This window comes from Bacillus sp. AR2-1 (assembly GCF_008368755.1).
Taxonomy (GTDB): domain Bacteria; phylum Bacillota; class Bacilli; order Bacillales; family Bacillaceae_G; genus Bacillus_A; species Bacillus_A wiedmannii.
Genome location: NZ_QORY01000009.1, coordinates 1 through 22,728, shown reverse-complemented (window position 1 = coordinate 22,728; position 22,728 = coordinate 1). Strand labels below are relative to the sequence as shown.

Here is a 22,728-nt window from a genome sequence, read left to right as displayed (position 1 = left end):
TTGAGCTACAAGTGCGTTTCTCATACCCTTATACAGACAATTTTTAACTCTTTACACAAGAAAATCATCCTAATATTGGTTATATGTTTTACTTAAATGACGTTCTAATTTACCAATATCTCCTCCTTCTTGTATATAGGAATTTAATCTTTCTACTAAAAGTAAACTACCTCGACTATCTAAATTTTTCATTTCAATAAACGATTTAATTTTCACATTATCTGGGGTGCAATCTCTACGAAACATTTGCCCCGGAATTTCATTCCAGAAACGATTCCATTCGTTCAGTAACCCTATTTGATCAAATAAAAAGCTTTGAATCCCACATAACCAAGCTGTACAAGCTGTATTTCTCTTTTGACATCCAACTCCATCCTGTAGATGCTGGCATGAAAAACAGCAAGAATGCCCACTTTTAATACAAACATTACAAACATGATGCGCTCCTATTGAGCTAAATACTTCAATCCCATGCTGAATGATATCTTCTTTTTTAACGTCAATGCTCAACCTATCCCTCCGTTACCATGGTTTCACTTTCTGTTTCATCTAGCTCTTCTAACATTGAAATTGTATCGATTAAATGGTTGTTAAAAATTTTACGTGCAACTACCAGTAAATCCACAATCATAGGGTCTCGTAGAGAATATAAAACTCGTTTTCCATCTTTAGTACCAACAACAATGTTTTTTGAACGTAGCACACTTAATTGTTGAGAAACAGCTGAACCTTCCTTGTTAAGGATAGTTTGAATTTCATTTACACTTCTTTCACCCTCTGACAATAGTTCTAGAATACCTATTCGTAATGGATGTGATAAGGCTTTAAAAAAATCAGCTTTAAATTGTTGCATTTCATTTCCCATAAAAACACCTACTTATTTTTGATTAAAAACACAAAAGTATCATATACATCTTCAAATGTTTGAATATGTATATGATACTTCCAGGACTTTAAATTTTCAATACAAATCATAAAATATTAAATAAGAAACAAAAAGCACAGAAAACATTTGCTACACCCTATTCGCAAAGAAACAGCATCAGATTCCATTGTCATGAGCAAAATGGACTCTTACTCCCGGCAAAACAGTCTTATACCAGTACTAAGGGACGCATTGAAAAACACTGTTTAACCTAGTCTATATTTTTTCAAAACCTTACGCCGATAGATTCCACGAAGATTGAAATTATGAGAAGTTACGAATGCCTTAGCACACGTAATTTTTTTGGAAAATACGGAGATTTTCGAGAATGAGCACTACAAGACCAATTACAGCGTGCCAGTGCATTAAATTTAATTATCAATACAATCAGCATATGGAATACTGTGTATCTAACCAATGTTTATTCAAATAAAAACTCCCGTATCATTAAACAGATACGGGAGTTTTTTTATCAATTTCACTTTCCTCATTGTATAAACTTTACTTTTCAGACACATCGCTCACATTTTAACGATTTTATACACCAAGCGATTCCCAAAAATCAAAATCACAATTTAAATTGTGATTTTGATTTAAATAATGCGCTCCGAAACACTACTCTTCTGCTAAAATAGCGTAATAATATTCATCCCACCATTCATTTCCATGGGGTATACACTTCTTGAAATAGCCTTCTCTCCTCATTCCAATTTTATCCATCACTCGATATGATGGGGTATTTTCTGGCTGACATGTAGCTATAATTCTATGTAATTTCATTTCCTTAAACCCATATTTCAATGTAGCTTGTGCTGCTTCAGAAGCATATCCTTTATTGAAATATTTAGGGTTGAATACCCAACCAATCTCATAAGTATGTTCACCAAAATATTTATGAAAAACAATATGACCAATCAGGATATTTTCATCTATTAGTATCACAGGAAAGTTCTTAGCATTTTCACCCATATTTTTATTTACAAAGTTTCTTGCATCTTCTTCAGTAAAAACCCCTTCAGGTATGTATTTCATAACATTACTATCTGATGTATACTCATGAACAGCTTCCCAATCCTTGAATTCAAATTTTCGTATTAGTAATCTTTCTGCTTCTATAAACATTTACTTTTCTCCCCTCAAAAAATCGTTACTTTATTTCAAATTTACATTTAATCCTTAAAAAAAGAACTTGCAGGAATCTCTACAAGTTTTTTTGTATCAGGTGAATATATGGGACAAACAAACTATTTTACAGATTCATCATTAAAACTACAGGAATAGTACTTTGACAAATATATCATATAAAAAATATTAACACCTATACATTTTTGAAAATTATGTTAATTAATAACAAAATTTTTTTTACTTAAATAAACTGCTCAATCTATTTTTTTGTAACTCTTGCGAATGCGTAACAACAATTTCGCATTTACCTTCTTTATGTTCGAGTTCCTGAAACAGGTCAATAATTCCATTTGCTATTGGCTCATTAGCAATAATTAAATCAACATAGTAAGATAGTCCCTAGCAATTGCTAAACATTGTTGGTGTCCGCGACTTAGTCGAATTAAATTAATCAACTGTATCTGTATATAAAGAATATGTTTACCTTTATTTTGAAAATTCTCTTCTTTAACTAGGTTTATACATTTCTTGGTGATATATATTGTGGTACCCACTCAAATAATTTAAAAATATTACTACGTAATTGATTCGAGTTAAGAAAAGCATTACTGAAACCTTCAGCAATGCTTTTCTATTAGACGTACTATATTAATAAGCATCTACTTTCTTTTATTCATGTGTACTGTAGGTTCATATATATTTACTATAATTTTAAGATACGTTATATTTCCTCCACACTTAACTTACTTGCTTTTGCAATTGTTTCAAGCGGTACACCAATTTCATGCATCCCTCGAATCATTTGCAACTTATCTTGCTCAATACCTTTTTCCATCCCCTTTTATTCTGCATGTGCTAGCTTGGCTTGTTCATCTAAAAGCAATTTCTCTCGAGCTTCATATGCGGTTCGGAAAGAAGAATCATGGATCATATTTTCACATTTGTTTATCGCTTTCTTTAAATTTGAACCTTGATTTATTGCAATCGATTCACCGTTTATCACCTTTATATCACCATATAAAGGTGATTACTCATATCTCGATTAATCACGGATTTAATGTGAAATTGATTGTTAATTATCCTCCTCTTTTTGATTTATATATTCCTATGGAATTAATAGTATTAAGATATTAATTCCATAGGAATTATTAAGAATCTTTAACAATTACCCCTAAAAGTTTTGAAAATCCAATGGCCTGTTCAGTAGAAATTATACACCCTTGCAATTTCCCTAAAGAAATAGTGATATTATCAAATAGACAAGTGCTTAAATCAACACCTTTAAGAACTACACCAGCAAGATTGGCTTGATGCATTTTACACTCATTGAAATTTACATTTTTAAATTTAGATTCATAAAGGTCAGCATTACTAAGCGTACATTTCTGAAATTTAACATTCTTTATATTGGAGTAGCCAAAAGAAGCATAATCTGCAAAGCATTCATCGAAAAATACATTTCTTAGAGTAGACTCTGATAAATTTATCCCTAATAGTTTGCACCCTTTAAATTTCACCCTATGAATAATAGCATTACTAAAATCAACATTTGATAAATCACATTTCTCAAAAATAACGTCTGTCAACTCAACAGATCTAAATGCAACATCTTGAAAAGTAACGTTTTGAAAAAATATTTTTTCAAAACACATTTTGTCAATAGATTCTCCAGAAATTTCACTGTTAGTTATAATTCCTGTACTAACCTGCCTTTCTTCTTTGTGGCTATCACTAATTTTAATCTCATCTAATTGTCTAGGTATTTTGGGTGATAAAATTTTTGCTTCCACAGCCATAAATAGTCCCCTTTACTAAATTTACTATTCCCCCTTAAATATAACTGATTTTTCATTTTCTTCACATTTAAACGTACAAATATCCAAACTTATTATTGGAAATAATCAAATATAAATAATGGTTTAGTTAATAAAAGCCATTTAATTTTAAAAGGTTTTATCCCCATACTAATGGTACCAATCCACTTTCCCTCATTAAATAGTTTTTCAATGTCTACTATTTTATACATATAACTTCCTAATTCATAAAAGGTTAAAATAACATATTTTGTCTTAAGATCATTATTAATTATGTTAACATCATAAATTAAAAGTACATGGTTATTTTCTTCTAATACCCTATCCATATCTAATTCCTCTGAATCCACAATTAAATTTTGAATGCTAGTACCATTTAACCCACCATGACCTGTTGCCTCTGCTTTTCTTTTCTTTGCTGTAAATAAATCAAATGCAGGTGTAATTAATTTCCCATTTTCAACAAAAGTGATAGCTTTAACCTTAGTCCCTTCAAAATCAAAATTAGAATATGTTCCTGGATCTTTAATTATTAAATTTCCTAGAGAAAAATCGAGATTCGTATTTCCAATAATAATATTTAATAGCAGACTATGTAGTAGTTTAGATGCTGCATAAGGAGTAAACAACCATGGTAAGTTAGCAACACTATTGATACAAGCTGTAACAGTCAATTTTAATTCCTCAGCAATTACCTTAGGGTTCAAATAATCGTATTCATACCAATTATTAATAATTCTTTCTCGTATATTACCATCAGAACTTGTAACTAATGAATACCTAATTTCTTCTTCTGTACTAGACAAAACACTTAAGCGATTGTTTGGGCCATCTATATGTTTTCTATGGAGATTATCGCTATTAAACTGATGGCTTGAGAAAGAAATTTTCAAGCCATCAAGAGGATATAAATTTTCAAAAGCTTTTTTTATTAAAAAATCTTCGTCTACACATTGATTCGTTATAAAAGTCCCAATCATATTATTGTATATAATTCGCATTCGTCGATAACTCTCGTTTTTTTCTTCGAGATAATTATTACCTTCTTTGCTAATGTTAGTTTGTATAGTTAAAAACTCCCATTGAATTTGTATCATCTCCTTAATAAAGTAACTTGATTTAATAGAATTGAAGGTGAATAATTGATAGTTGGTATTGAAATTCCATTTTTAGTACAACGTGCTGAATTAGCAAGCATCACATCATTCCCTATTCCACTAATTCTGTTTAATAATTGAGTGATAGGAATATAAAAGTAAAATGGATATATACTCTTCTCTGGTTTCCCTTTAATATATTTAACTGCATGTTCAACATGAAATATTCCAAAGCCATTAGTATATTCTGCACCACCCAATTTAATGCATTTAATGATTTCTCTATCAAAGTTGTAAAAATCGCCGACTCCCACTCCACCTGAAAGCGTCATCAATTCTGTACACCTGATGAGGCCTAGACCGGAATGAGGTGCGGCTTTAACAAGTCCAGAAGGTTTGTTAACATTATTTTTTCTTTCGAATATTTTATTTGCTATGTATCCTTGTTTTATAAAGAAATTATTTCTTACTTTAATACCTTCATCATCATAAAATCTAGTACACAAATTTTTTACATTGAGCTCTTTAATTCCAATTCTATCAAGATTGTAACTTGAATTTGATTCTAAGAAATGTCCTATCATTTCATGAATTAGAATTGATGCAGGTGTTGGTGGTAACAGCAAATTCACACTTTGATTTAAATCTAAGTCTTCATTGTTTTTAGGATAATCTAAAATATAATTTGTATAATAAAAAGAAAAATTCTTTTTTATCATATCTAGTATTTTATATATGGAATCTGTGCCATCAGTAATTTTTATTAATTTTCCATTTAAATTAAATGAAAAATATAAGTCAAACCAAGATTTCACAATTTCAAATTGGATATCTTCACTATTAGCATAATTCCTTCTTAAATGAGTCACATGTATATTTATTTCAAAATCTTTTTCTTTTTGTTTACTTAAGAACTCGTTCCATTTTTCAACTTCTTTAAAATCAATTTTAAAGTAATTAGTCATATGTTCACTTATATTCATTTGATCTACTTCTAGTTTGCTAAACCACTTTCCAAATTTATATACTCTACAAAAGGAAGAAGCATCAAAATAATAATTAGAGATATAATATGCACTTTGATTTAACTCAATTTTAAACTCAAGGGTAAAATCTTTTCTGTATTCTTTATAAAAATCCACATTCTCCCCCCTAAGTAATAGTTCTAAAAGAGTTAGAATCTGCAAAGTACTCTATATTTCTTAAAAGAATTTGTTCGGCTGCAATCAGAGACATTGCCTTAATTGTATCTTTCCCTAAACAAAAATGACTTCCATGTCCAAAAGAAAGACTTTGATACAGATTTTCTCTATTCCATATAAATTTACTAGCCTTTTTAAAATAGCTCTCATTTCTATTTGCTTCTGAAACTAAAATATTTATTTTATCTCCTTTCTTTATGGTTTCATGATTATTAATTTCAATATCTTGTATTGCTACCCTAGTAAGGCATATATTATTTAATAACCTTGCTGATTCTTCAAATACCTTCTCAAACAAAAATTTATCTAAATTTATTTTATTTATCCCTTCCTTCATTTCCAATAAATTCTTCAAAAAAACCACAGGAAGCTCCATTGTCATCTCTGCACAAAGCATTTCAATAAACGGGTAAACAAATGTTACTTTTTCTTCTAGCGTCAAAGTTTCTGAACTTCTTAAAAAGAATACAAAACCGTCTGAACTAACAGGTTCTGAAATAATTAAATTTCGAATTTGTTCAAAAACAATATGATACGCTGCTTTTGAATACTCTTCGCTCACATCTTGCTTTCTAGTAAAGTTCACACCTGCCATTAGCTCAAATCCTTTACGATCCGAGATTCCTAATAACGAAAAGATAGCCTGTTTTATATAAGGCGAAATATATGTTTCTTTAACATCATGTATTTCCCCACCCTCAAGCATATCTAGGATATTAGAGGCTATAGGAATAAAGTATAAGTCTGATAGGTATATTATATTTTTATAAGTAAAAAAGCGGGAAAATACTTTTTTTAATCTTGGTAAACTTTCATCATTCGACAGTGTTAAGGCTAGAAAAAAACTAGCGGTTTCTTCATCAAATTCACTTAAGTGAGGAGTTCTTACAGAATTAGAATTTAGTATATTTTTCGCTAAATTCAAGTCATCTACTATCCATTTGTTTTTTTGAATAGAAAAATAAACTTCATTAGAAAATGGGCATCCATTTTGTTTTTCTTCCAAAAATATTCTCTCCTTTCTAAATTATATTTGCTCACTAAGTAGTTTTCTAAAGAAATTACTTGCCTCCCCTTGGGGTGCTATCTGATTAATTAAGTACGCAATATCTCTATACTCATCATTTTTATAATTTACTAAAAACTCTATCGCAGTTGCTGATTCTTTCGAATAAGCACTCCATTCTAATATACTTTTCGCATAGTTTTCAGCCATATTGAAATTTTTTTGTCTTATAGCTAGTTTTAGCATATATTCACAATATGAACGAAAATCACTAGCACCTAATGAAAGATAATCTTTTTCACACAAACCAAAATTCGATAGAATATTATCTGCTTTTTCTTCGTATCCTAAATACTCTAAATTAAGTAATAACTTTAACTTATCCACATAAGTTTGATTAAAAGCTTCCTTTTGTATTTCTTTATAGAGCGATGTTGGTATATTCTCTCTGTTTAACACATAATTATCAATAATTAATACGTCAGCCTCGGTTAACAGAAATTGCCTTACTGCATCATTTGGGCTCTCTACTAACGGTTCACCCAATACATTAAAAGATGTATTAATTACTGCTTCAATACCTGTTATTCCCCCAAATTCTCTTATAAGCTTATAATAGTTAGGTTGTAGATTTGGATTAACCACTTGAAATCTGACTGTATCATCTTTATGTTTAATCTCATCTAAATTATGATTTTTCACTTTACCCACAGCCAGCATATATGGCTTTAAGGAAGTGGCAACATTATCAGTATAAAGTAATTTTTCAATACCTTTTTCAGTTCCACTAATACCAAACGGCCTAAAATGCTCTCTAAGCTTAATTTTAGAATTTAGTATTTTGGTTACTCCATTCATCAAAGGGTTTGCTAATATACTCCTCGCACCTAATGCCCGAGGTCCCCACTCACTTTGCCCTTGAAACCAGCAAATAATTTTATTATTTAATAATAGGTCTACAGCTATAGTTATGGGATTAGTTTTTTCAACATATCCATCTAGATTATAATTTTTTAAACTCATCATAATATCATCAATTTTATATTTTTTTCCTAGAAATGGATTGAATTCCATGGGTACATCTAATTGATTTTTGAGTACTTTATGCCAACCATATAAAGCTAGCCCAATTGCATTACCATCATCAGTTGCCGCAGGGTGCACAAAGATGTCCTCCCACCCGATATCTAATAATTTTCCATTAGCAGTACAATTCAAAGCTACTCCACCAGCATAGCATAAACATTTTGCACTAGTACGCTCTAATAAATCAGTAGATAAATACAAGATAGCCCTTTCAAGTTCTTCCTGAGCTTTATATGCTAAATCATATGCTAGGGTTGTATCCCAATGAATTGCAATATATTTTTTTAGCAGTCCATCTATATGAGTTACCAAATAATTTTCCATACCTTTTCTAATAGGAAGAATGTTTGACAAAAAATTATCAATTCTTGTTAGCGAAATATAAGTGTCTCCATTTATGAGAGTTATTAATTCTGGCCATTCATCACGTTTATTCCCATAAGGAGCTAATCCCATAAGTTTACCAGCAGCAGGGGTCCTTGCTTCACTTAAACCAATCAGTGAGGCAAAAATATCATAAAACATTCCTAAAGAAATATCTTCTTTATTACCGAAATATTTTCTTACTTCTTGGATTTCTCCTGAGGTATAATGGTATAAGGAACATTTTTCGAAATTTCCATTTAAATGATGACCTTGCTCATCTATGACAAGTATTGCGGCCTCTTTAAAAGGTGCTGTCCCGATAGCACTATATGCATGAGCTAGATGATGACCAGGTAAAGGAATTTCAACTACTTTTGTAGAGTCTATAGGGAAATAAGATAGGAAATCATTTTTACAAGAATTTATTGATCTTCCACATACAACTAAATCTAGTTCATCTAAAGATATATTAGCTTCTTGCAGTACATATGTAATTGAAGCCAACGGAGGAATGACTATACTTCTAGGATTGTTCTCATAGAATCCTTCGGATTTCTTCCTTCTATCTAGTCTCTCTTCTGAAATTGCAACTAAAACCTCTCCGTTTTTCAATAAACAGGCGGACCTATCATGATTTGACATATTTACTCCGAGAATATATACATGATTACTTTTCATCGTCTTCCTCCTATACCATCTACCACATGGGTGCCACTAATTGAATTAAAAAGATATCTAAGCTCTTTTTTATTTTGAAACCTTACAGAAGTTTTGATTCCAGAGTGTTCTCTTGCTTGCTTAGCCTCTATAATGATTAGTTGGCTCATTAAATAAGCAGTAAATATTTGATTCCTATTCAGTTTATCGGTAGAGTATGTGGGATATCCACCTGACTCCTGCATATAATCAAAATCTTCAACAATATTTAAATTATATTTCTCTGGATCCATGGCATACTCTGTTCCTGGATGTGGACAGTATACATAAGTATTTATATTATCCACTATTCCTGTGCTTAACAAATTAAAAATTGTAGTCAAAGAAGTTAATAAGGAATCAATATCTTCTTCTGGCGTACCAATAATCCATTCTAAGTGAACTTTTAACCCTTTATCCCTAGCTAATTCAATGGCATGTAAAACTGTATCTAACTTTTGCCCCTTCCCCATTTTTTTTAAAATATTGTCATTTGCATTGTCTAAGCCAAAATATACTCTATTTGTTATGGGTAATAATAATTGAGCTATCTCAGAACTCATTAAAGAGGAGTGTGTATACAATCCTTCTAAGAAAATTCCATTCTCTTTGAATATATTTGTTACTTTTTTCACATGTTCAATATCTTTTGTAAAGATTTCATCTTCCAAAAATGAGATTGTAGCTATTTCTCCTAAAAATCTTTTCATTCTTTTAATTTCTTTATCTATCCTTTCAGGTGATTTCTTTCTATAATTTAACCAGTTGGGAACCCCACTGCAGAATCTACACCTGAATTTGCAACCTAAAGTTGTTCTGATACTAAATGGGATGTTTTTAGGCTTAATACCTGTTAAATCCTCATATATTTCAAATGTGTGTTCCAACAATTCATATGCTGGTAAAGCCATATTTTCTAAATCCATTACCATTGCAGGAACTGTAACTTTATTTACATTATTTTTAGTTAATAAAGAATTAAATTTTTTATCAGCTGCTCCTAATCCGTTAATTAATATTTCTGCAGAAATATCCCCTATCACTTCTTCCGGCTCACCAATTATTGAAAAATCAAGTTCTGGAACTATTTTATATAATTTTTCCTTAAGAACTGTGGCCATTCTTCCAGTAACCCCAACAATTACTCTAGGATTCATATCTCGTAGAATACGAGATATAGTTCTAATTCCATACACAGAAGCTGTGCTTCTACTTGGTATAAAATTGTCTGCACTAAAAACAACCATTTTAGAAGGATTATTTTTCAATAATTCGTATAATTTTGGGTAGTCAGTTTCTTCGTTGTAACCATTAAAAAGATTAATTAATGGAAAATAATTTACTCCCAGACCTTTACTTTGTATTGCTCCAGCAACAAGTAACGGGGGCGAATCAATAGGTTCTATAAAAGGGTAAAGTGAGGATACAGCGTTTCTGAAAACAGCTCTTCGGAATGGTGCCAATACTAATACATCTCTATACTCCGGAATTTTGTTTATCAAAGTTTAACCACTCCTCATTCCAAATTTCAAGTGAAACACCTGCTTTGTTTAAATTTAATAAGACTTCCTTAACCATTTTATAGTTTTGTAAAATCTCATTTTCACCAGTTAATGTAGCAAGTATTTTTAACCCCTCTTTAGGGCTGCTAGTTGTAACGATGTCTAATATCCTTGCAGCATCTTCATTACAAGTAATTAATGCGCTTCCAAATCGAATCTCACAACCAAACTGATCCCGATAAATTCTAATGGCATTGCAACTATTTCCAATTATCTTCATGTTATACATTTATTACTTCTCTCCCTTTAACCAGTGGACATGTATAATCTTCAGCCAAAATGTTACCAATACCTGCAAAGGCTCTAGATCTAGAACCTCCACCACACATTTCTTTTATTCCACATTTATTACACATTCCTCGTATTAGTTCTATATCCAAATCTTTAAAGCTTCTTAATACCTCGCTATCATTCCAAATATTCCGAATATTTTCTTCCCTCAAATTCCCACACAATAATTCATCTTCCCCAATTAAAAGTATTGATGGAAATACATCGCCATTTGATGAAATAGATAATTCTGCTACTCCCGCGATATCCCCAACACTTCTATCTTTTCGATACTCTTTCTCCTGTAATGGACTTCGGTAATTCCAAACATCTTCACCTGATTTAATATCTATATTCCCTTGAATAAAGGGTAAATAAAACTCCCAGGCAGCAGGAACTGAAATTTGCATTTTATTATACTTACCTTTTAACTTTTCTCTGGTTACTGCTGTGAAATAACTACTCCAAAGATCATAAGGTAACTCAAACTTTTCTAAGTGCTCTTTACCATACCCTCCTGGGAAAAATTTAATTCCAACCAAAGCATGTGCACCTAAATCGTTTACTAGCTCATATGTTGGTATCCAATCTTCAATTGTGGCTTTAGTTAAAGTGAAGTTAACAGATGTATTAAATCCGGCTTTCACCATATCCTTAATACTTTTTACAACTTTTTTAAATAAAGGAACAGGATTGAAATTAGGATTGTTAACCTGCTTTCTTAATATACTATAATTTTCAGCAGTGGATCCGTCTAAGCTAATATTAACGTTTAAGTTCGGACATTTTTCCTTTAATAATTTAATGTTTCGTTCCGTAAAAAACAATCCATTTGATATAACAGATACCTGCCATCCTGGAAATGAACAAGCATGTGAAAGAATATCAATAATATCTCTTCTAATAAAAGGCTCTCCACCAGCAAAAGCAATCCTTAGAACACCCATAGAATAAATTTCAGTTATAACATCTAAAATTTCTTCAGTCTTAAGTTCATTATCTAATCTTGGTCCTGAAGAACTGTGACAGTGAGAACAAGCTAAATTACACCCATTAGTCAAATTGAAATCTACATGAACTGGTCCTCTAAATTTCATAATATTTCTCCTTCTTTAAAATATAAAGGCAGGCTTTATAAAATTAATAAAGTACCTACCTTTATATTTAAGAATTTTTATTATTAACTAAGTATAAATCTTATTCATTTTCATTATCCTTTACTAATTTCAGCTTTAATTGCATTTTTCACTTGTTCTAGAACATCCTGAGGAATATCTACCGCTTTCCCTTGATTTGTTGCTTCAACAATTGAACCTGGGTTCGTACGATTCCATTGCATGGATCCTACTTGTGTTACCTCAAAAGCTGGCTTGAATTTTTTCATAATATTTCACCTCCTTTCAATTCAGATTTACTACCAAGAAACTTCATCAACATCTTTTTCTTTTTCATCTCTTAATGAAGGGGCTGCAATAGTATAAATAATTATTATTAAAGAAATTACAGTTACAAAAATCATTAATTCAGTTAAGTCCAATATATCTAAACCCGCACCTAGGGTTAACAATGCAATTTGTCCAATACCTGTTTCTACAATTCTTTTAAAAGAAAAAAATCTCCCGTGAAATTCACTCTCAATTTGTCGTTGATATAAAGTAGCTGTTAATGGCATAAATATCCCACAAGATAAACCAAATAGGAAGAATGAGATAAAAGGGATAATTGTTGCAGATGAAAAAATCAATAAAAATTCAGAGATAAACATTAGCACACAAGATAGGATTATAAAATTTATAATATCCTTTTTTTTCACTAAAGACTTCACTAAAAACCCAGTTACTATCATACTTAATCCTTCAACTGTATATAATAAACCTTTAATTGAAGGATCACTTTGAATATTACTGACTTCTATTACTATTAGGTTAAATCCTGAAATGAAACTAAAAGGTATAATCGATAAAACTAACGATTTAAACACTAGAGGATTTGATTTAATAATTGGGAATACTTCTTTGAATGCAAATTTCTTTTTTCCTCTTTTACTAACTACTTTTTTTGGTTCTTCAAATTTTAAAAAGAATGTACTTATTAGCAGTATTGAATAGGCTATTAAACTATATGTATATATTTCTTTTAAAGAGATTATTAAAAGTAAAGCACCTGCTAGTGCAGTACCTATAATTCTTGCAAAGGTCATTACATTCATTTGAATGGCATTTGCTTCTATTAAGGATTTTTCCTCTTTTACGATTAATGGGATTATTGACTGAACTCCTGGAAAATAAAATGATGAAGCTATGCCTATTAAAAACATAGATACCAGCATCCAAATTACAGAATTTAAATTTACAGCCATTAACATAAATAAGACCGCAAAAATTCGAACTACTCCTGATAGAATAAGTACAAACTTTTTATTTAATGTGTCAATAAGGGTACCTGCCCACGGGCCAAAAATGAAACCAGTTGCTATACCTATTATTAATATGAGTGACTGATTGAAACTGGATTCTACATTCTTCTGAAGAAATTCTAAATTCCCTATAAGTCCCAGCCACATCCCAAGCTCTGCACCAAGTACTCCAAACATAAGTATCCACAAATTTTTATTATTTCTCATTTAATTAGCTCCTTTATGCCGAATGATATTACTAAGGATGTTTTATGAATTCTAGCAAATTTTTAGTGGTAATCAATCTATAATATAGTAAATATTGTATACAATTACCAAAAATATGTCAATTAATTATCTAAATTATCTGATTATTTTTTTAAAATAATAAAGCGTTTAGATCTTATCCAAACACTAATATCTTTTAAGTGGAAATGCCATGCTTACGATATATATTATAGTAGGCATATTAACGCAGTACTGAATCTTAGAAATTTTAATGAATGATGTAGAATTTAATTGTACAGACACTTGTTAAATTTTTTATTATGTTGTATCTAATATTTTTTTCTATTGCTATAAAACCTGCTATTCTTACTGCAGCATACACAGAATATAATAGGTTACAATTTTTTATGCTATTACTTCTACTCATTTTAGTTTCTATAATATATGTTTTAATATTAATTCGGCATAATTCTAGATCATCTCATTCTATTGCAAATGAAAGTATATTATTTATATTTAGTCATATTTTTATGGCACTTAACTTCTTTTCACCTATTTTTATTTGTAGCTTTAAAATAAATTTTTATCAAAGTGAGTTATAAACATTGATGTAATAATACAAAAAACCACGTATTTTGAAAGAAGATTGATCAAAATACGTGGTTTTAGGAGTGGAATTTGATATATGTACTTTAACGCCACTCAAAAACCAGCCATGACTTATAAATATGTCGTGCCAATTTTACGAATTGAGCCTTTCGGGAAATCATTTATTCTTTTACGTAATGTCGATAATTCAATTCCCCATTCTACATCTTCAAAATTAAATCCATCCATCTCTAACTGCTGCAGTATGTCTCTTTCTTCCCCTTTTACCGCAAATAAATTATGATCCTCTCCCTGACGGACTTCTTCTAATACTTCTACATTTAGATAAACATGGTTAGTCACCTAAATTGAATTATCATAATATATATTAATATATATATTATTTTAAAACATAATGAGGATATTTTTAATTGACTAATTTTTCTGAATTTTATTGAAAAATAAATATAAAATAGTTAAATACAAAGGGGATTTTGCTGCAATGGTAATATATAACATTAGCATACTTCTATAGGATGGGGGAATATATAATGATTGTTTCAGTAAAGGGGAACGAGCAAGTTACCAAAATGTTAAATGACTGGTACATAGAGATACGTGCCAGACATGTAGGAAAGGCACATAATTTAAAACTTGAGATTGATCAAAAAATACATAACATTGAAGAAGATCAAAACCTACTTTTATACTATGCTCTTTTAGACTTTCGTCATCAATATATGCTTGATAGTTTAAGTATTGGAAAAGATAGTTTTGATAAAGTAGATTCATTGGGTGTACCTGCAGATCAGTTTCTACAATACTACTACCACTTCTTTAAAGCTATTCATTCAAATATTACAGGTGATTTTACATGTGCAAAAGAACATTATAATCAAGCTGAATTACTCTTAAAACACATTCCCGATGAAATTGAGCATGCTGAATTCTATTTTAAATTATCAACTTTCCATTATCATATTTACAAACCGCTTGCTGCAATTAAAGAAGCTACCAAAGCAAAGGATATCTTTAAAAAGCATGCAGGATATGAAACTAATATTGGATTATGTGATAATTTAATTGGATTAGCTTGTACTCATTTAAAACAATTTGAGGAAGCTGAAGAACATTTCATTACAGCTATTAATACATTCAAAAAATCTGGTGAAGAAAAGAATATCACGTTTGTACGTCATAACTTAGGTTTAATGTATTCAGGTCAAAATTTATCTGAACTAGCAATACGATACCTCTCTGAAGTAATACAAGAACTCCCTAAAGATTATAAAGCAATCTTTATTAAAGCTAGGGAGCATATGAAAATCGGTGAGTCCAAAGAAACTTCTAATCTTATAGTGAAAGGCTTAGATATTTGTAAAGAGCTAAAGAATGAGGAATACGAACATCACTTTTTAATTTTAGAAAAATTAAATCAAAAGGTCGCTGCTGACGAATTAGAGAAGACAATTAAAACAGGAATTTCTTATTTTAATAAGGAAGACCTACATGAATATGTACAAGAATACGCTAAAAAGTTAGCGGTTTTATTCCATCAAGAAAATAACCGTTCAAAAGCAAGCGATTATTTTTATCTTAGCCATCAAGCAGAAGAACAAAACTTTGAAAAGGAGGCTTTAAAATGAAAAAAGTAATGTTTAGCTTAATTGGATTAACAGCCGTATTCACGATTATGTTTAACGCTAGCAATGTAACTGATACACAAAAAGCTCTTAGCGAGGATAAAGTCGTACAATATGCTCACGGCCATACTGGCGGATGATAAATAAACAAAGGTCTTCACTTCATTGTGAGGACTTTTATTTTTATATGGGGTCCCCTTGTAAGAATAACAAAATATTAAAATCACAAAATTTTAATATGTAGAAAATGTTATAATTATACCGTTCTTTTTGCATCCATAAGAAGGATCTAAAAAGATTAGAACATTTAAAGAAAGGAAGAAACTATTAATGCATACACAAGAAAATTTTTATACGAAATTAATAGAGGAAAAAAGATTAGTAACGATATTTTTAATAAACGGAGTAAGGGTGCCAGGGATAATTATCGCTGTTGATAAATTTTCAGTGCTAGTTTCCAGTCACGGAAAGCAACAATTCATTTACAAACAGGCTATTTCAACAGTTTCTTTATGAATACCAGCTTAAAATCCAATTTGAATTACGTTTATTTTTGAAGTAGTGTAAAATAAAAAAGGAATCCTCAGTACAAGGATTCACCCCAGGAAATATGCATAAATAAAAAGAATTAAGTTTATTATAATATAAAAGTAAACGAAACATATTGAGAAAAAATAAGGTTGAAGTTTGATAGAAAAGAATAATATTTGCTATACTAAACGCACACAAATATATGCAAAATCACAATTAAAATAAGGGCAGCTTGGCATAGCTGCCCTTATTTTATATTTATTCATGTAATCTGCTATTTAATTTTCGTTATTTATAAACCTAGTACACTAACAATCTGACATGCTTTTGAATTTACAATATGATAATACATCTCTAATCCCCTTCTTTCCGAACGAAGAATCTTCCCACGCATTTTAGATAAATGCTGAGATACGGTAGATTGAGGAATATCTAATAGCTCCGTTAATTGTGTTACATTACAAATCTTGCGGTGTTCTAGCTCCTTCACGATTTGTAACCTAACTGGATGGGCCATAATCTTTAATAATTCTACATCCGCCTCTGGGATTTTGTGCATTTCATTACTTGCTTGAATAGTTGTCATTTTAATTTCTCCTTTTTAGTTTCTTTTTTTATTTTTAAGTTATGAGTATTTTGTGTTTGTATGAGTATATCGATTATAATCGCTGTGTTATTTGTTCTTTTGTCTCTTTATCAGGTTTAATATATAAAAGTATTATGATGGCTAAAAATCCAACAAAAGATAGCATAGGGATCGAGATGAAACCAAACAAATTCAAATAATCTTCTGTACAAGAAACACCTACTGAACATATCTTCATTTCATTTGTTGGAAAAGCCTGAATCGTAATTTGATAGACCGATATTATTAATCCAATACATGCAAATGGAAATGCATATATACTTACATTAGGGTCTTTTCTATACATTCCTATACCCAATATTAACACTAATGAATACATGGCCATCCTTTGATACCAGCACAAATCACATGGAGGCAGCTTCATCCATTCACTAAAAATTAAACTTATAAGCATTGCACTAGTAGCTATCGTCCAAGCAATTGCAATGTGATACTTTTGAATGATCGACATCTTATTTTCGCCTCACGTGTTTTTTTAAAATGCAAAATATTTGCTAATATATGACTAGTTTATTTCCGTGTTTCGAGTACCCTGTTTCAATAGAAAGTATCCAATCGTTGATATCTTCCCAGTCGTATCCCCTCTCTTTTAATTCTAGAGGGAAAAGATTTTCAAAATCACCACGCATTTCGTACATGGTTTCTAATGCTTTTTCTAGCGGACCAAATCTATATACCATGTGTGTATGTACTTTTTTGTTTTTCTTTTCTGCTACAACTAAATATACATACCGTCTTTCTTTCGCTAAAACAAACTTCAAAAATCCAGGTACTTGACTCACCTTTCACACTCCTTTTCGGTTTTCCTTACCAAGCTTAAAAAGATATGAGTAAGGAAAACTATTAAGTTTTAATTTACTGATTTAATAAATGTCCCGTTTTTTTGCTTTGAAAATACAAGAAAACACTCATCATCACAATATTTATTACACCAGCTGCAGCACCGATTTTGGAGATAACATACACATATTCATTATTACTAAATGGTAATAGGCTCGCGAAAATAAATAAAATTGAAATGATAAAGGATAAGAGCATATTTCTTTTGTTTTCATTCATTCAAAAAACCTCCATTTTGTACGAATATTTATATTGCAATAGATTGGGTGCTAAGTCGCATCATTACGATTATAATGATGTTTCTCTTCATCCACATATCCTTTAATGTTCCACACACCAATCTTTGATGCCTTACTTCTTTTTCAATTTCTAGCATTTGTGGAAATAGTAAAGTGTTAGGTTTTGAAATGTAAGCTACAGTCCCATATCCTGATTTGACCATTAATTCGTTGATATGTATCCCTTCACAAAATACATATGCCGATTCCCTACCATACTTGTCCTATTTTGGTCCATAATCATAGACCAATGTTACACTTTTTCCATATAATTGTTTCTTTAGAAATGAGGATGCTTCTTTTTCCATCTTTTGTGGTGGAATTATTTTGAGATACAGACTCCGGGGTATCCAATAAGAGCAATCTTACGGTCTGGTTCTGCCCATTTATGATCTCGTCTATCGTATCTCCATCCTTTAACTACCTTTCCTTTAACTATTTTTAAGCCTTTAAGTTTCTTAAATGTCAACAATACCTTTCCCTTCTGCGTGCTGTTGTATTCCTTTGTGTAGGATTCCGTCCGGCTTTGAATCATTTATTTGTGTCGAACTGCTGCATACAGACATTTCAAAAAGAAAGGTGTAATCCAAATAACCTTAATCCAAGACTTCTTAATGTATTATCCTACTAATTCTAGCTTGTAAAGCACTCTATCACCCTAAATACCATAATAACCATAAGGAAAAATGTAGGAATAATAGACTCAGAAAAACACATAATTGCACTTTAGCGTGAAGTGATTTTCCCCATGATGAAATGCGCCATAAAGCCAATGGATAAATATAGGGATAAAGAACTACGAACCTGTTTCGAAAAATACAGCTAAATAAATTATAAATAATATAAGTTGTTGATGTTTTCATTAATTACTCCTTTAAAAGCTTATCTTTATAGGGGATATTTGCTGGATTCATTTCCTTATAAGCACACCATAGACAAAATGGAACCCACTTTTTTAGATGTTCTTTAAACGTAACCCTGAATGATTGCTTTTTACATTTGGCGCATGTTGGCATCTCACATCCCTTATTCTGCTTCTCCACATTCCCAAAAGATACATTGATTGTTGATATGTTACTTATAAACAATTCCCGTTCCCGCTCTTTTTTCAGAAACTTATAGAAAACAAAAAAGGACACACCGATGGCATATGTATGCGTAGGTGTGTCCTTTTGCAAGATAGATTTAGAAGTATTTTGATACTTTCATCATATCATAAATCTTATTAATTTTATATACAAAATTAATAATTCTAAAACAGTTGTAGGTGAGGATGGTTTGATACTTACATTCATATAACCCAATTGATCACCTGCTACTAAAATAATACCTTTTTACCCAGTATTTCTTTCAATATACTAAAAAAATTAACATGTTGAGTATTAGCAGAAAAGCTATTATGCATAGCGCAAACTGATAACTTATACTGATCATCAATATCATATTGTTTAACAAAAATGGATGACTTTGAAAAACCTGTTGAAAAGTTGTCTAACTGAGGCGACACTCTAGAAAAAGGAATAAGGGGAATTATACATGTGATATTTTAAAGTATTCCGCGAAAGAATTCTCCTTCCTCAAGCGTGTGAAGGGCGTAACCCAACGATAGGTGGGAGATGAATTTCGGTTTGGCAAAGTCAAAAAACTTTTGATAAACGAGCTATATGAAGTTCTTTGATAACTTGATATAGGAGGTTGTAGTAAGAAAATAGAGTGCGAAAACCAAGCCATTCGGTCCCTGTGTAAAATATCAATCTTACCACAAGAGCGTTATTTCAGGGAATCTAAAGGTTACTTTCTTCTGTGAACTACTCGCCACTTCAAGCTTTGCTAAGTGGCGAGTAGTTCACAACAGAACCTTCCTGACCATATCAATTGACTTTTTGATATGGTATTTCAACACCTTCATCGATAAATAAATGCTTCGCATCATCTACATAACTCATCGTATTACGTATCCAATAATATGACTCATTTATTTTAAAAAGTGGCACAGACAACTGATGTTCAAATGAAATCATAAATTGTACATCCTTTTTAATTGTAAATCTTGTGCCAAGTCCATCTGCTAATTCATAACAACCCGTAATATCATCTTTAGTTGTGAGCGGTAAAGTCATCACATATTTTGGTGCTTCTACAGCATATTGTATTCCCATTAAGTATTGCATAATTTCTTGTTCATATTGAGGAAACACTTCTTGATTCGTCGCTAACACAATCACTTCCCCTGTAGATATATTCATAAAGGCTTGTGCTGAGCAACCAAGCCATCCACCTGTATGGCCAACCCACTCATTTTGAATGATAAAACCATAACTATAATTATTATTGACTTCTGTCGGTGTTAACATAAATTGAACAATCTCTTTGCTAATGTACTGCCCTTGCCAAAATGCTTTTAAAAACTTCGCTACCTCTGCGACTGGTGCATAAATACCACCGTCACCATATTGATCATTATATTTTTCGATTTCGTGTAAATATGGGTCATCAAGCACATTTTTATATTGTTGCTCCTCATAATTAAACGTTTGACCTTGCGCTACAAATTGCTTTACGGGTTGCGTGGTCATATGAGTAAGATTTAATGGTTCTGCAATATATTGTTGCAAATACGTTTCATACGATAAACCACTCACTTTTTCAATTATTTTGGCAAGTAAAACATAATTCGTATTACTATAAGACCAATGCTCATTTGATGTATATTGTGGTAGCACTCCTTCGATAAATGTTTCAACACATATTGTTAAATCTTCCGTGATATACTCTGGAATACCAGATGTGTGTGTAAGTAATTCTGCAACTGTTACTTCTGTAAAATATGGTACGTTAAACCAACATGTAATTTTATCTTCTAACTGTAGCTGTCCTGTTTCGATTAGCTGAAACGCCATTACCGCTGTAATCATTTTACTTAATGATGCTAGATTAAATTGTGTATCTTTGTTAATAAGGCGCTTCTTTTCGAGTTCTTGATAACCATGAAAATACTGCTTGATTTGACCGTTTTTTTCATAATAAACTGCACCGTTAAAAGCGATATTTTCAAGTAAACCTCTCATATTTTAGCCCCCTAAACAAATTAGACATCTAACACATTAGGCATGAAGGGATTTTTATAATTCCTTCATTACAATCCCCCTTAATTTATCAACAATTCTTTCAAATTCATCTAGCTCTTCTGATGAAAGTTTACTGTAAATTTTATCTGCAATTTGCTTTTCTACATAATCTTGCTTCGAAAAATACTCCAATCCATTTTCATCTAACGTTATATATATTTCACGTCGATTTTGAAGATTAATTTCTCGTTTGATATATTTATTCTTTTCTAATTTCGCTATTAATTGGCTAACCGCGCTAGAGCTTATATTCATTTCAATCGCAATTTCGCCGACCGTAATACGTTTCGCTAAATATACAATATCTAATACAACAGCTTGTTGTGTTGTAATGCCACTATTTAAATATTGCTTGTAATGTTTATATATCAAGCGGTTTATTGTATATTCAGCTTCATTAATGCGTTTAACTTGTTCATATAAAGACAAAAAATCACCCACTAACATGTTAGATATCTAATATATTATCAAGTGATTTATTAAACGTCAATCGTATGTCAACCTTTTTACGTTTTTTCATTCTTAGTTGGCTTACGTTGAACTGAAAGCTTGCTGATTTTTGTTGATAAGTCATAAAAAAAGAGGTTCAGGTACAAAAAAACAGGCTGTGGAGAAGACTTTCTTCACAGCCTGACTAATATGTAGACTTACATACACTACTATTTTTGAAGAGTAAATTGGGAAACAATCTGTTTTAATTCCCCAGCTACGCTGTGCAGATGTTCAACTGAAATTGAAATCTCCTGAACAGATTTTTCTTGCTGTTGAATAGACTCTTTTACCCTATCAGTTCGGTCAGATGATCTTTGGGAAATTTGAGCCATGTCTTCTGCAGAGGCAGAAACCTCTTCACTACTCTTTGCAATTTCATCTGTAGACATAGATACCGTTTGAATTTTCTCAGATACTTGTTTTACTTTTTCTGTAATTGTTCCAAATACTTTTTCTGTGTGCATTACTACTTGTGTACCTGCCTGTACCTCATTATCTACTTTCCCCATCATGTCTACGGTGTGGTTCGTTGCTCCCATAACTTGAGTAATAAGCTTCTCAATTTTTTTTGCAGAATCACTAGATTGTTCTGCTAATTTTCTTACTTCATCTGCCACAATTGCAAATCCTCTACCACTTTCCCCAGCACGTGCAGCCTCAATTGCGGCATTTAATGCTAATAAGTTAATTTGAGAGGTAATACCCTGCATAACATCAATGATTTTAACAATTTCTTCTGATTGTTCTTTCATAGTCTCTACTTGTTTCACACCGTTATGTACTGAATTTTGGATTGTATCCATCTGTTGA

24 protein-coding genes and 2 pseudogenes are annotated in these 22,728 nt (G+C 31.1%); 3 read left to right on the top strand and 23 right to left on the bottom strand.

What is annotated here, in order from left to right; genetic code table 11:
* Window positions 1-69: 69 nt before the first annotated feature.
* The 15 genes and pseudogenes from DT250_RS13420 to DT250_RS13345 form a co-directional block, all read right to left on the bottom strand.
* Window positions 70-510, bottom strand: coding sequence for a DNA mismatch repair protein (locus DT250_RS13420; protein ID WP_149213127.1), 441 nt, complete (start codon window positions 508-510; stop codon window positions 70-72).
* 1 nt (window position 511) lies between these two features.
* Entirely contained in the window at window positions 512-865 is a 354-nt protein-coding gene (locus DT250_RS13415) for an ArsR/SmtB family transcription factor (RefSeq protein WP_016090018.1), read from the bottom strand.
* A gap of 675 nt (window positions 866-1,540) precedes the next feature.
* Window positions 1,541-2,047 carry a GNAT family N-acetyltransferase gene (locus DT250_RS13405; RefSeq protein WP_149213126.1) on the bottom strand — a complete coding sequence of 169 codons (507 nt, stop codon included), beginning with the start codon at window positions 2,045-2,047 and terminating at the stop codon, window positions 1,541-1,543.
* A gap of 724 nt (window positions 2,048-2,771) precedes the next feature.
* Window positions 2,772-3,041 (bottom strand): annotated as a pseudogene (locus tag DT250_RS13400) (Rpn family recombination-promoting nuclease/putative transposase); the annotation flags it as partial.
* Window positions 3,042-3,198: 157 nt separating this feature from the next.
* On the bottom strand, window positions 3,199-3,846 hold the full coding sequence (locus tag DT250_RS13395) for a pentapeptide repeat-containing protein (protein ID WP_149213125.1): 648 nt from the start codon (window positions 3,844-3,846) through the stop codon (window positions 3,199-3,201).
* Window positions 3,847-3,938: 92 nt separating this feature from the next.
* A complete protein-coding gene (locus tag DT250_RS13390) occupies window positions 3,939-4,961 on the bottom strand; it encodes a metallopeptidase TldD-related protein (RefSeq protein ID WP_149213124.1) in 1,023 nt (340 codons plus the stop codon).
* Complete coding sequence (locus DT250_RS13385; RefSeq protein ID WP_149213123.1) at window positions 4,958-6,103, bottom strand: hypothetical protein; 1,146 nt, start codon at window positions 6,101-6,103, stop codon at window positions 4,958-4,960. Before DT250_RS13385 ends, DT250_RS13390 begins: the two co-directional genes overlap by 4 nt.
* Window positions 6,104-6,113: 10 nt before the next feature.
* Entirely contained in the window at window positions 6,114-7,169 is a 1,056-nt protein-coding gene (locus tag DT250_RS13380) for a cytochrome P450 (RefSeq protein ID WP_149213122.1), read from the bottom strand.
* A 21-nt stretch (window positions 7,170-7,190) separates the two neighbouring features.
* On the bottom strand, window positions 7,191-9,299 hold the full coding sequence (locus DT250_RS13375; RefSeq protein ID WP_149213121.1) for a carbamoyltransferase C-terminal domain-containing protein: 2,109 nt from the start codon (window positions 9,297-9,299) through the stop codon (window positions 7,191-7,193).
* Window positions 9,296-10,819, bottom strand: a complete 1,524-nt coding sequence (locus tag DT250_RS13370; protein ID WP_149213120.1) for a B12-binding domain-containing radical SAM protein — start codon at window positions 10,817-10,819, stop codon at window positions 9,296-9,298. The genes DT250_RS13375 and DT250_RS13370 overlap by 4 nt, the downstream gene beginning before the upstream one ends.
* Window positions 10,794-11,108: a hypothetical protein gene (locus tag DT250_RS13365; RefSeq protein WP_149213119.1), complete on the bottom strand. Its 315-nt coding sequence runs from the start codon at window positions 11,106-11,108 to the stop codon at window positions 10,794-10,796. The genes DT250_RS13370 and DT250_RS13365 overlap by 26 nt, the downstream gene beginning before the upstream one ends.
* Entirely contained in the window at window positions 11,101-12,246 is a 1,146-nt protein-coding gene (locus DT250_RS13360; RefSeq protein ID WP_149213118.1) for a radical SAM/SPASM domain-containing protein, read from the bottom strand. The genes DT250_RS13365 and DT250_RS13360 overlap by 8 nt, the downstream gene beginning before the upstream one ends.
* Before the next feature lie 113 nt (window positions 12,247-12,359).
* Complete coding sequence (locus DT250_RS31660; RefSeq protein WP_164970745.1) at window positions 12,360-12,533, bottom strand: hypothetical protein; 174 nt, start codon at window positions 12,531-12,533, stop codon at window positions 12,360-12,362.
* Window positions 12,534-12,563: 30 nt separating this feature from the next.
* The gene (locus DT250_RS13355; protein WP_149213117.1) at window positions 12,564-13,772 is read right to left on the bottom strand and encodes an MFS transporter; all 1,209 of its coding nucleotides are present in this window, start codon (window positions 13,770-13,772) and stop codon (window positions 12,564-12,566) included.
* A gap of 720 nt (window positions 13,773-14,492) precedes the next feature.
* Window positions 14,493-14,723: a hypothetical protein gene (locus DT250_RS13345; protein ID WP_255450120.1), complete on the bottom strand. Its 231-nt coding sequence runs from the start codon at window positions 14,721-14,723 to the stop codon at window positions 14,493-14,495.
* 188 nt (window positions 14,724-14,911) lie between these two features.
* Here DT250_RS13345 and DT250_RS13340 point away from each other — a divergent pair, with 188 nt between their 5' ends.
* The 3 genes from DT250_RS13340 to hfq all read left to right on the top strand — a co-directional run bounded on the left by DT250_RS13340 (window position 14,912) and on the right by hfq (window position 16,519).
* Entirely contained in the window at window positions 14,912-16,006 is a 1,095-nt protein-coding gene (locus tag DT250_RS13340) for a Rap family tetratricopeptide repeat protein (RefSeq protein WP_149213115.1), read from the top strand.
* Window positions 16,003-16,143, top strand: a complete 141-nt coding sequence (locus DT250_RS31655) for a hypothetical protein (protein ID WP_179952841.1) — start codon at window positions 16,003-16,005, stop codon at window positions 16,141-16,143. The genes DT250_RS13340 and DT250_RS31655 overlap by 4 nt, the downstream gene beginning before the upstream one ends.
* 190 nt (window positions 16,144-16,333) lie before the next feature.
* Window positions 16,334-16,519: an RNA chaperone Hfq gene (gene hfq / locus DT250_RS13335; RefSeq protein ID WP_098837574.1), complete on the top strand. Its 186-nt coding sequence runs from the start codon at window positions 16,334-16,336 to the stop codon at window positions 16,517-16,519.
* Window positions 16,520-16,826: 307 nt separating this feature from the next.
* On the opposite strand, the gene DT250_RS13330 is transcribed toward hfq, so the two are convergent.
* The 8 genes and pseudogenes from DT250_RS13330 to DT250_RS13280 all read right to left on the bottom strand — a co-directional run.
* Entirely contained in the window at window positions 16,827-17,120 is a 294-nt protein-coding gene (locus tag DT250_RS13330; protein WP_000207868.1) for an ArsR/SmtB family transcription factor, read from the bottom strand.
* A gap of 73 nt (window positions 17,121-17,193) precedes the next feature.
* Window positions 17,194-17,631, bottom strand: a complete 438-nt coding sequence (locus tag DT250_RS13325; RefSeq protein ID WP_149213114.1) for a disulfide oxidoreductase — start codon at window positions 17,629-17,631, stop codon at window positions 17,194-17,196.
* Window positions 17,632-17,674: 43 nt separating this feature from the next.
* Window positions 17,675-17,962 (bottom strand): hypothetical protein, encoded by a 288-nt coding sequence (locus DT250_RS13320; protein ID WP_088113978.1) that lies wholly within the window; start codon window positions 17,960-17,962, stop codon window positions 17,675-17,677.
* A 73-nt stretch (window positions 17,963-18,035) separates the two neighbouring features.
* A complete protein-coding gene (locus DT250_RS13315) occupies window positions 18,036-18,239 on the bottom strand; it encodes a hypothetical protein (RefSeq protein ID WP_149213113.1) in 204 nt (67 codons plus the stop codon).
* Between the two features lie 50 nt (window positions 18,240-18,289).
* Window positions 18,290-18,914 (bottom strand): annotated as a pseudogene (locus tag DT250_RS32230) (thermonuclease family protein).
* Between the two features lie 1,255 nt (window positions 18,915-20,169).
* The gene (locus tag DT250_RS13290; protein WP_149213112.1) at window positions 20,170-21,366 is read right to left on the bottom strand and encodes a serine hydrolase domain-containing protein; all 1,197 of its coding nucleotides are present in this window, start codon (window positions 21,364-21,366) and stop codon (window positions 20,170-20,172) included.
* A gap of 54 nt (window positions 21,367-21,420) precedes the next feature.
* Window positions 21,421-21,855 carry a MarR family winged helix-turn-helix transcriptional regulator gene (locus tag DT250_RS13285; protein WP_255450118.1) on the bottom strand — a complete coding sequence of 145 codons (435 nt, stop codon included), beginning with the start codon at window positions 21,853-21,855 and terminating at the stop codon, window positions 21,421-21,423.
* A 230-nt stretch (window positions 21,856-22,085) separates the two neighbouring features.
* On the bottom strand, window positions 22,086-22,728 hold a 643-nt coding region (locus tag DT250_RS13280; protein ID WP_255450116.1), incomplete at its 5' end, for a methyl-accepting chemotaxis protein.

Bases quoted from the DNA above. Each gene is read 5' to 3' on its own strand.
- DT250_RS13415 (WP_016090018.1), bottom strand. From the start codon at position 865: ATGGGAAATGAAATGCAACAATTTAAAGCTGATTTTTTTAAAGCCTTA.
- DT250_RS13405 (WP_149213126.1), bottom strand. From the start codon at position 2,047: ATGTTTATAGAAGCAGAAAGATTACTAATACGAAAATTTGAATTCAAG.
- DT250_RS13395 (WP_149213125.1), bottom strand. From the start codon at position 3,846: ATGGCTGTGGAAGCAAAAATTTTATCACCCAAAATACCTAGACAATTA.
- DT250_RS13390 (WP_149213124.1), bottom strand. From the start codon at position 4,961: ATGATACAAATTCAATGGGAGTTTTTAACTATACAAACTAACATTAGC.
- DT250_RS13375 (WP_149213121.1), bottom strand. From the start codon at position 9,299: ATGAAAAGTAATCATGTATATATTCTCGGAGTAAATATGTCAAATCAT.
- DT250_RS13365 (WP_149213119.1), bottom strand. From the start codon at position 11,108: ATGTATAACATGAAGATAATTGGAAATAGTTGCAATGCCATTAGAATT.
- DT250_RS13360 (WP_149213118.1), bottom strand. From the start codon at position 12,246: ATGAAATTTAGAGGACCAGTTCATGTAGATTTCAATTTGACTAATGGG.
- DT250_RS31660 (WP_164970745.1), bottom strand. From the start codon at position 12,533: ATGAAAAAATTCAAGCCAGCTTTTGAGGTAACACAAGTAGGATCCATG.
- DT250_RS13355 (WP_149213117.1), bottom strand. From the start codon at position 13,772: ATGAGAAATAATAAAAATTTGTGGATACTTATGTTTGGAGTACTTGGT.
- DT250_RS13340 (WP_149213115.1), top strand. From the start codon at position 14,912: ATGATTGTTTCAGTAAAGGGGAACGAGCAAGTTACCAAAATGTTAAAT.
- DT250_RS31655 (WP_179952841.1), top strand. From the start codon at position 16,003: ATGAAAAAAGTAATGTTTAGCTTAATTGGATTAACAGCCGTATTCACG.
- hfq (WP_098837574.1), top strand. From the start codon at position 16,334: ATGCATACACAAGAAAATTTTTATACGAAATTAATAGAGGAAAAAAGA.
- DT250_RS13330 (WP_000207868.1), bottom strand. From the start codon at position 17,120: ATGACAACTATTCAAGCAAGTAATGAAATGCACAAAATCCCAGAGGCG.
- DT250_RS13325 (WP_149213114.1), bottom strand. From the start codon at position 17,631: ATGTCGATCATTCAAAAGTATCACATTGCAATTGCTTGGACGATAGCT.
- DT250_RS13315 (WP_149213113.1), bottom strand. From the start codon at position 18,239: ATGAATGAAAACAAAAGAAATATGCTCTTATCCTTTATCATTTCAATT.
- DT250_RS13290 (WP_149213112.1), bottom strand. From the start codon at position 21,366: ATGAGAGGTTTACTTGAAAATATCGCTTTTAACGGTGCAGTTTATTAT.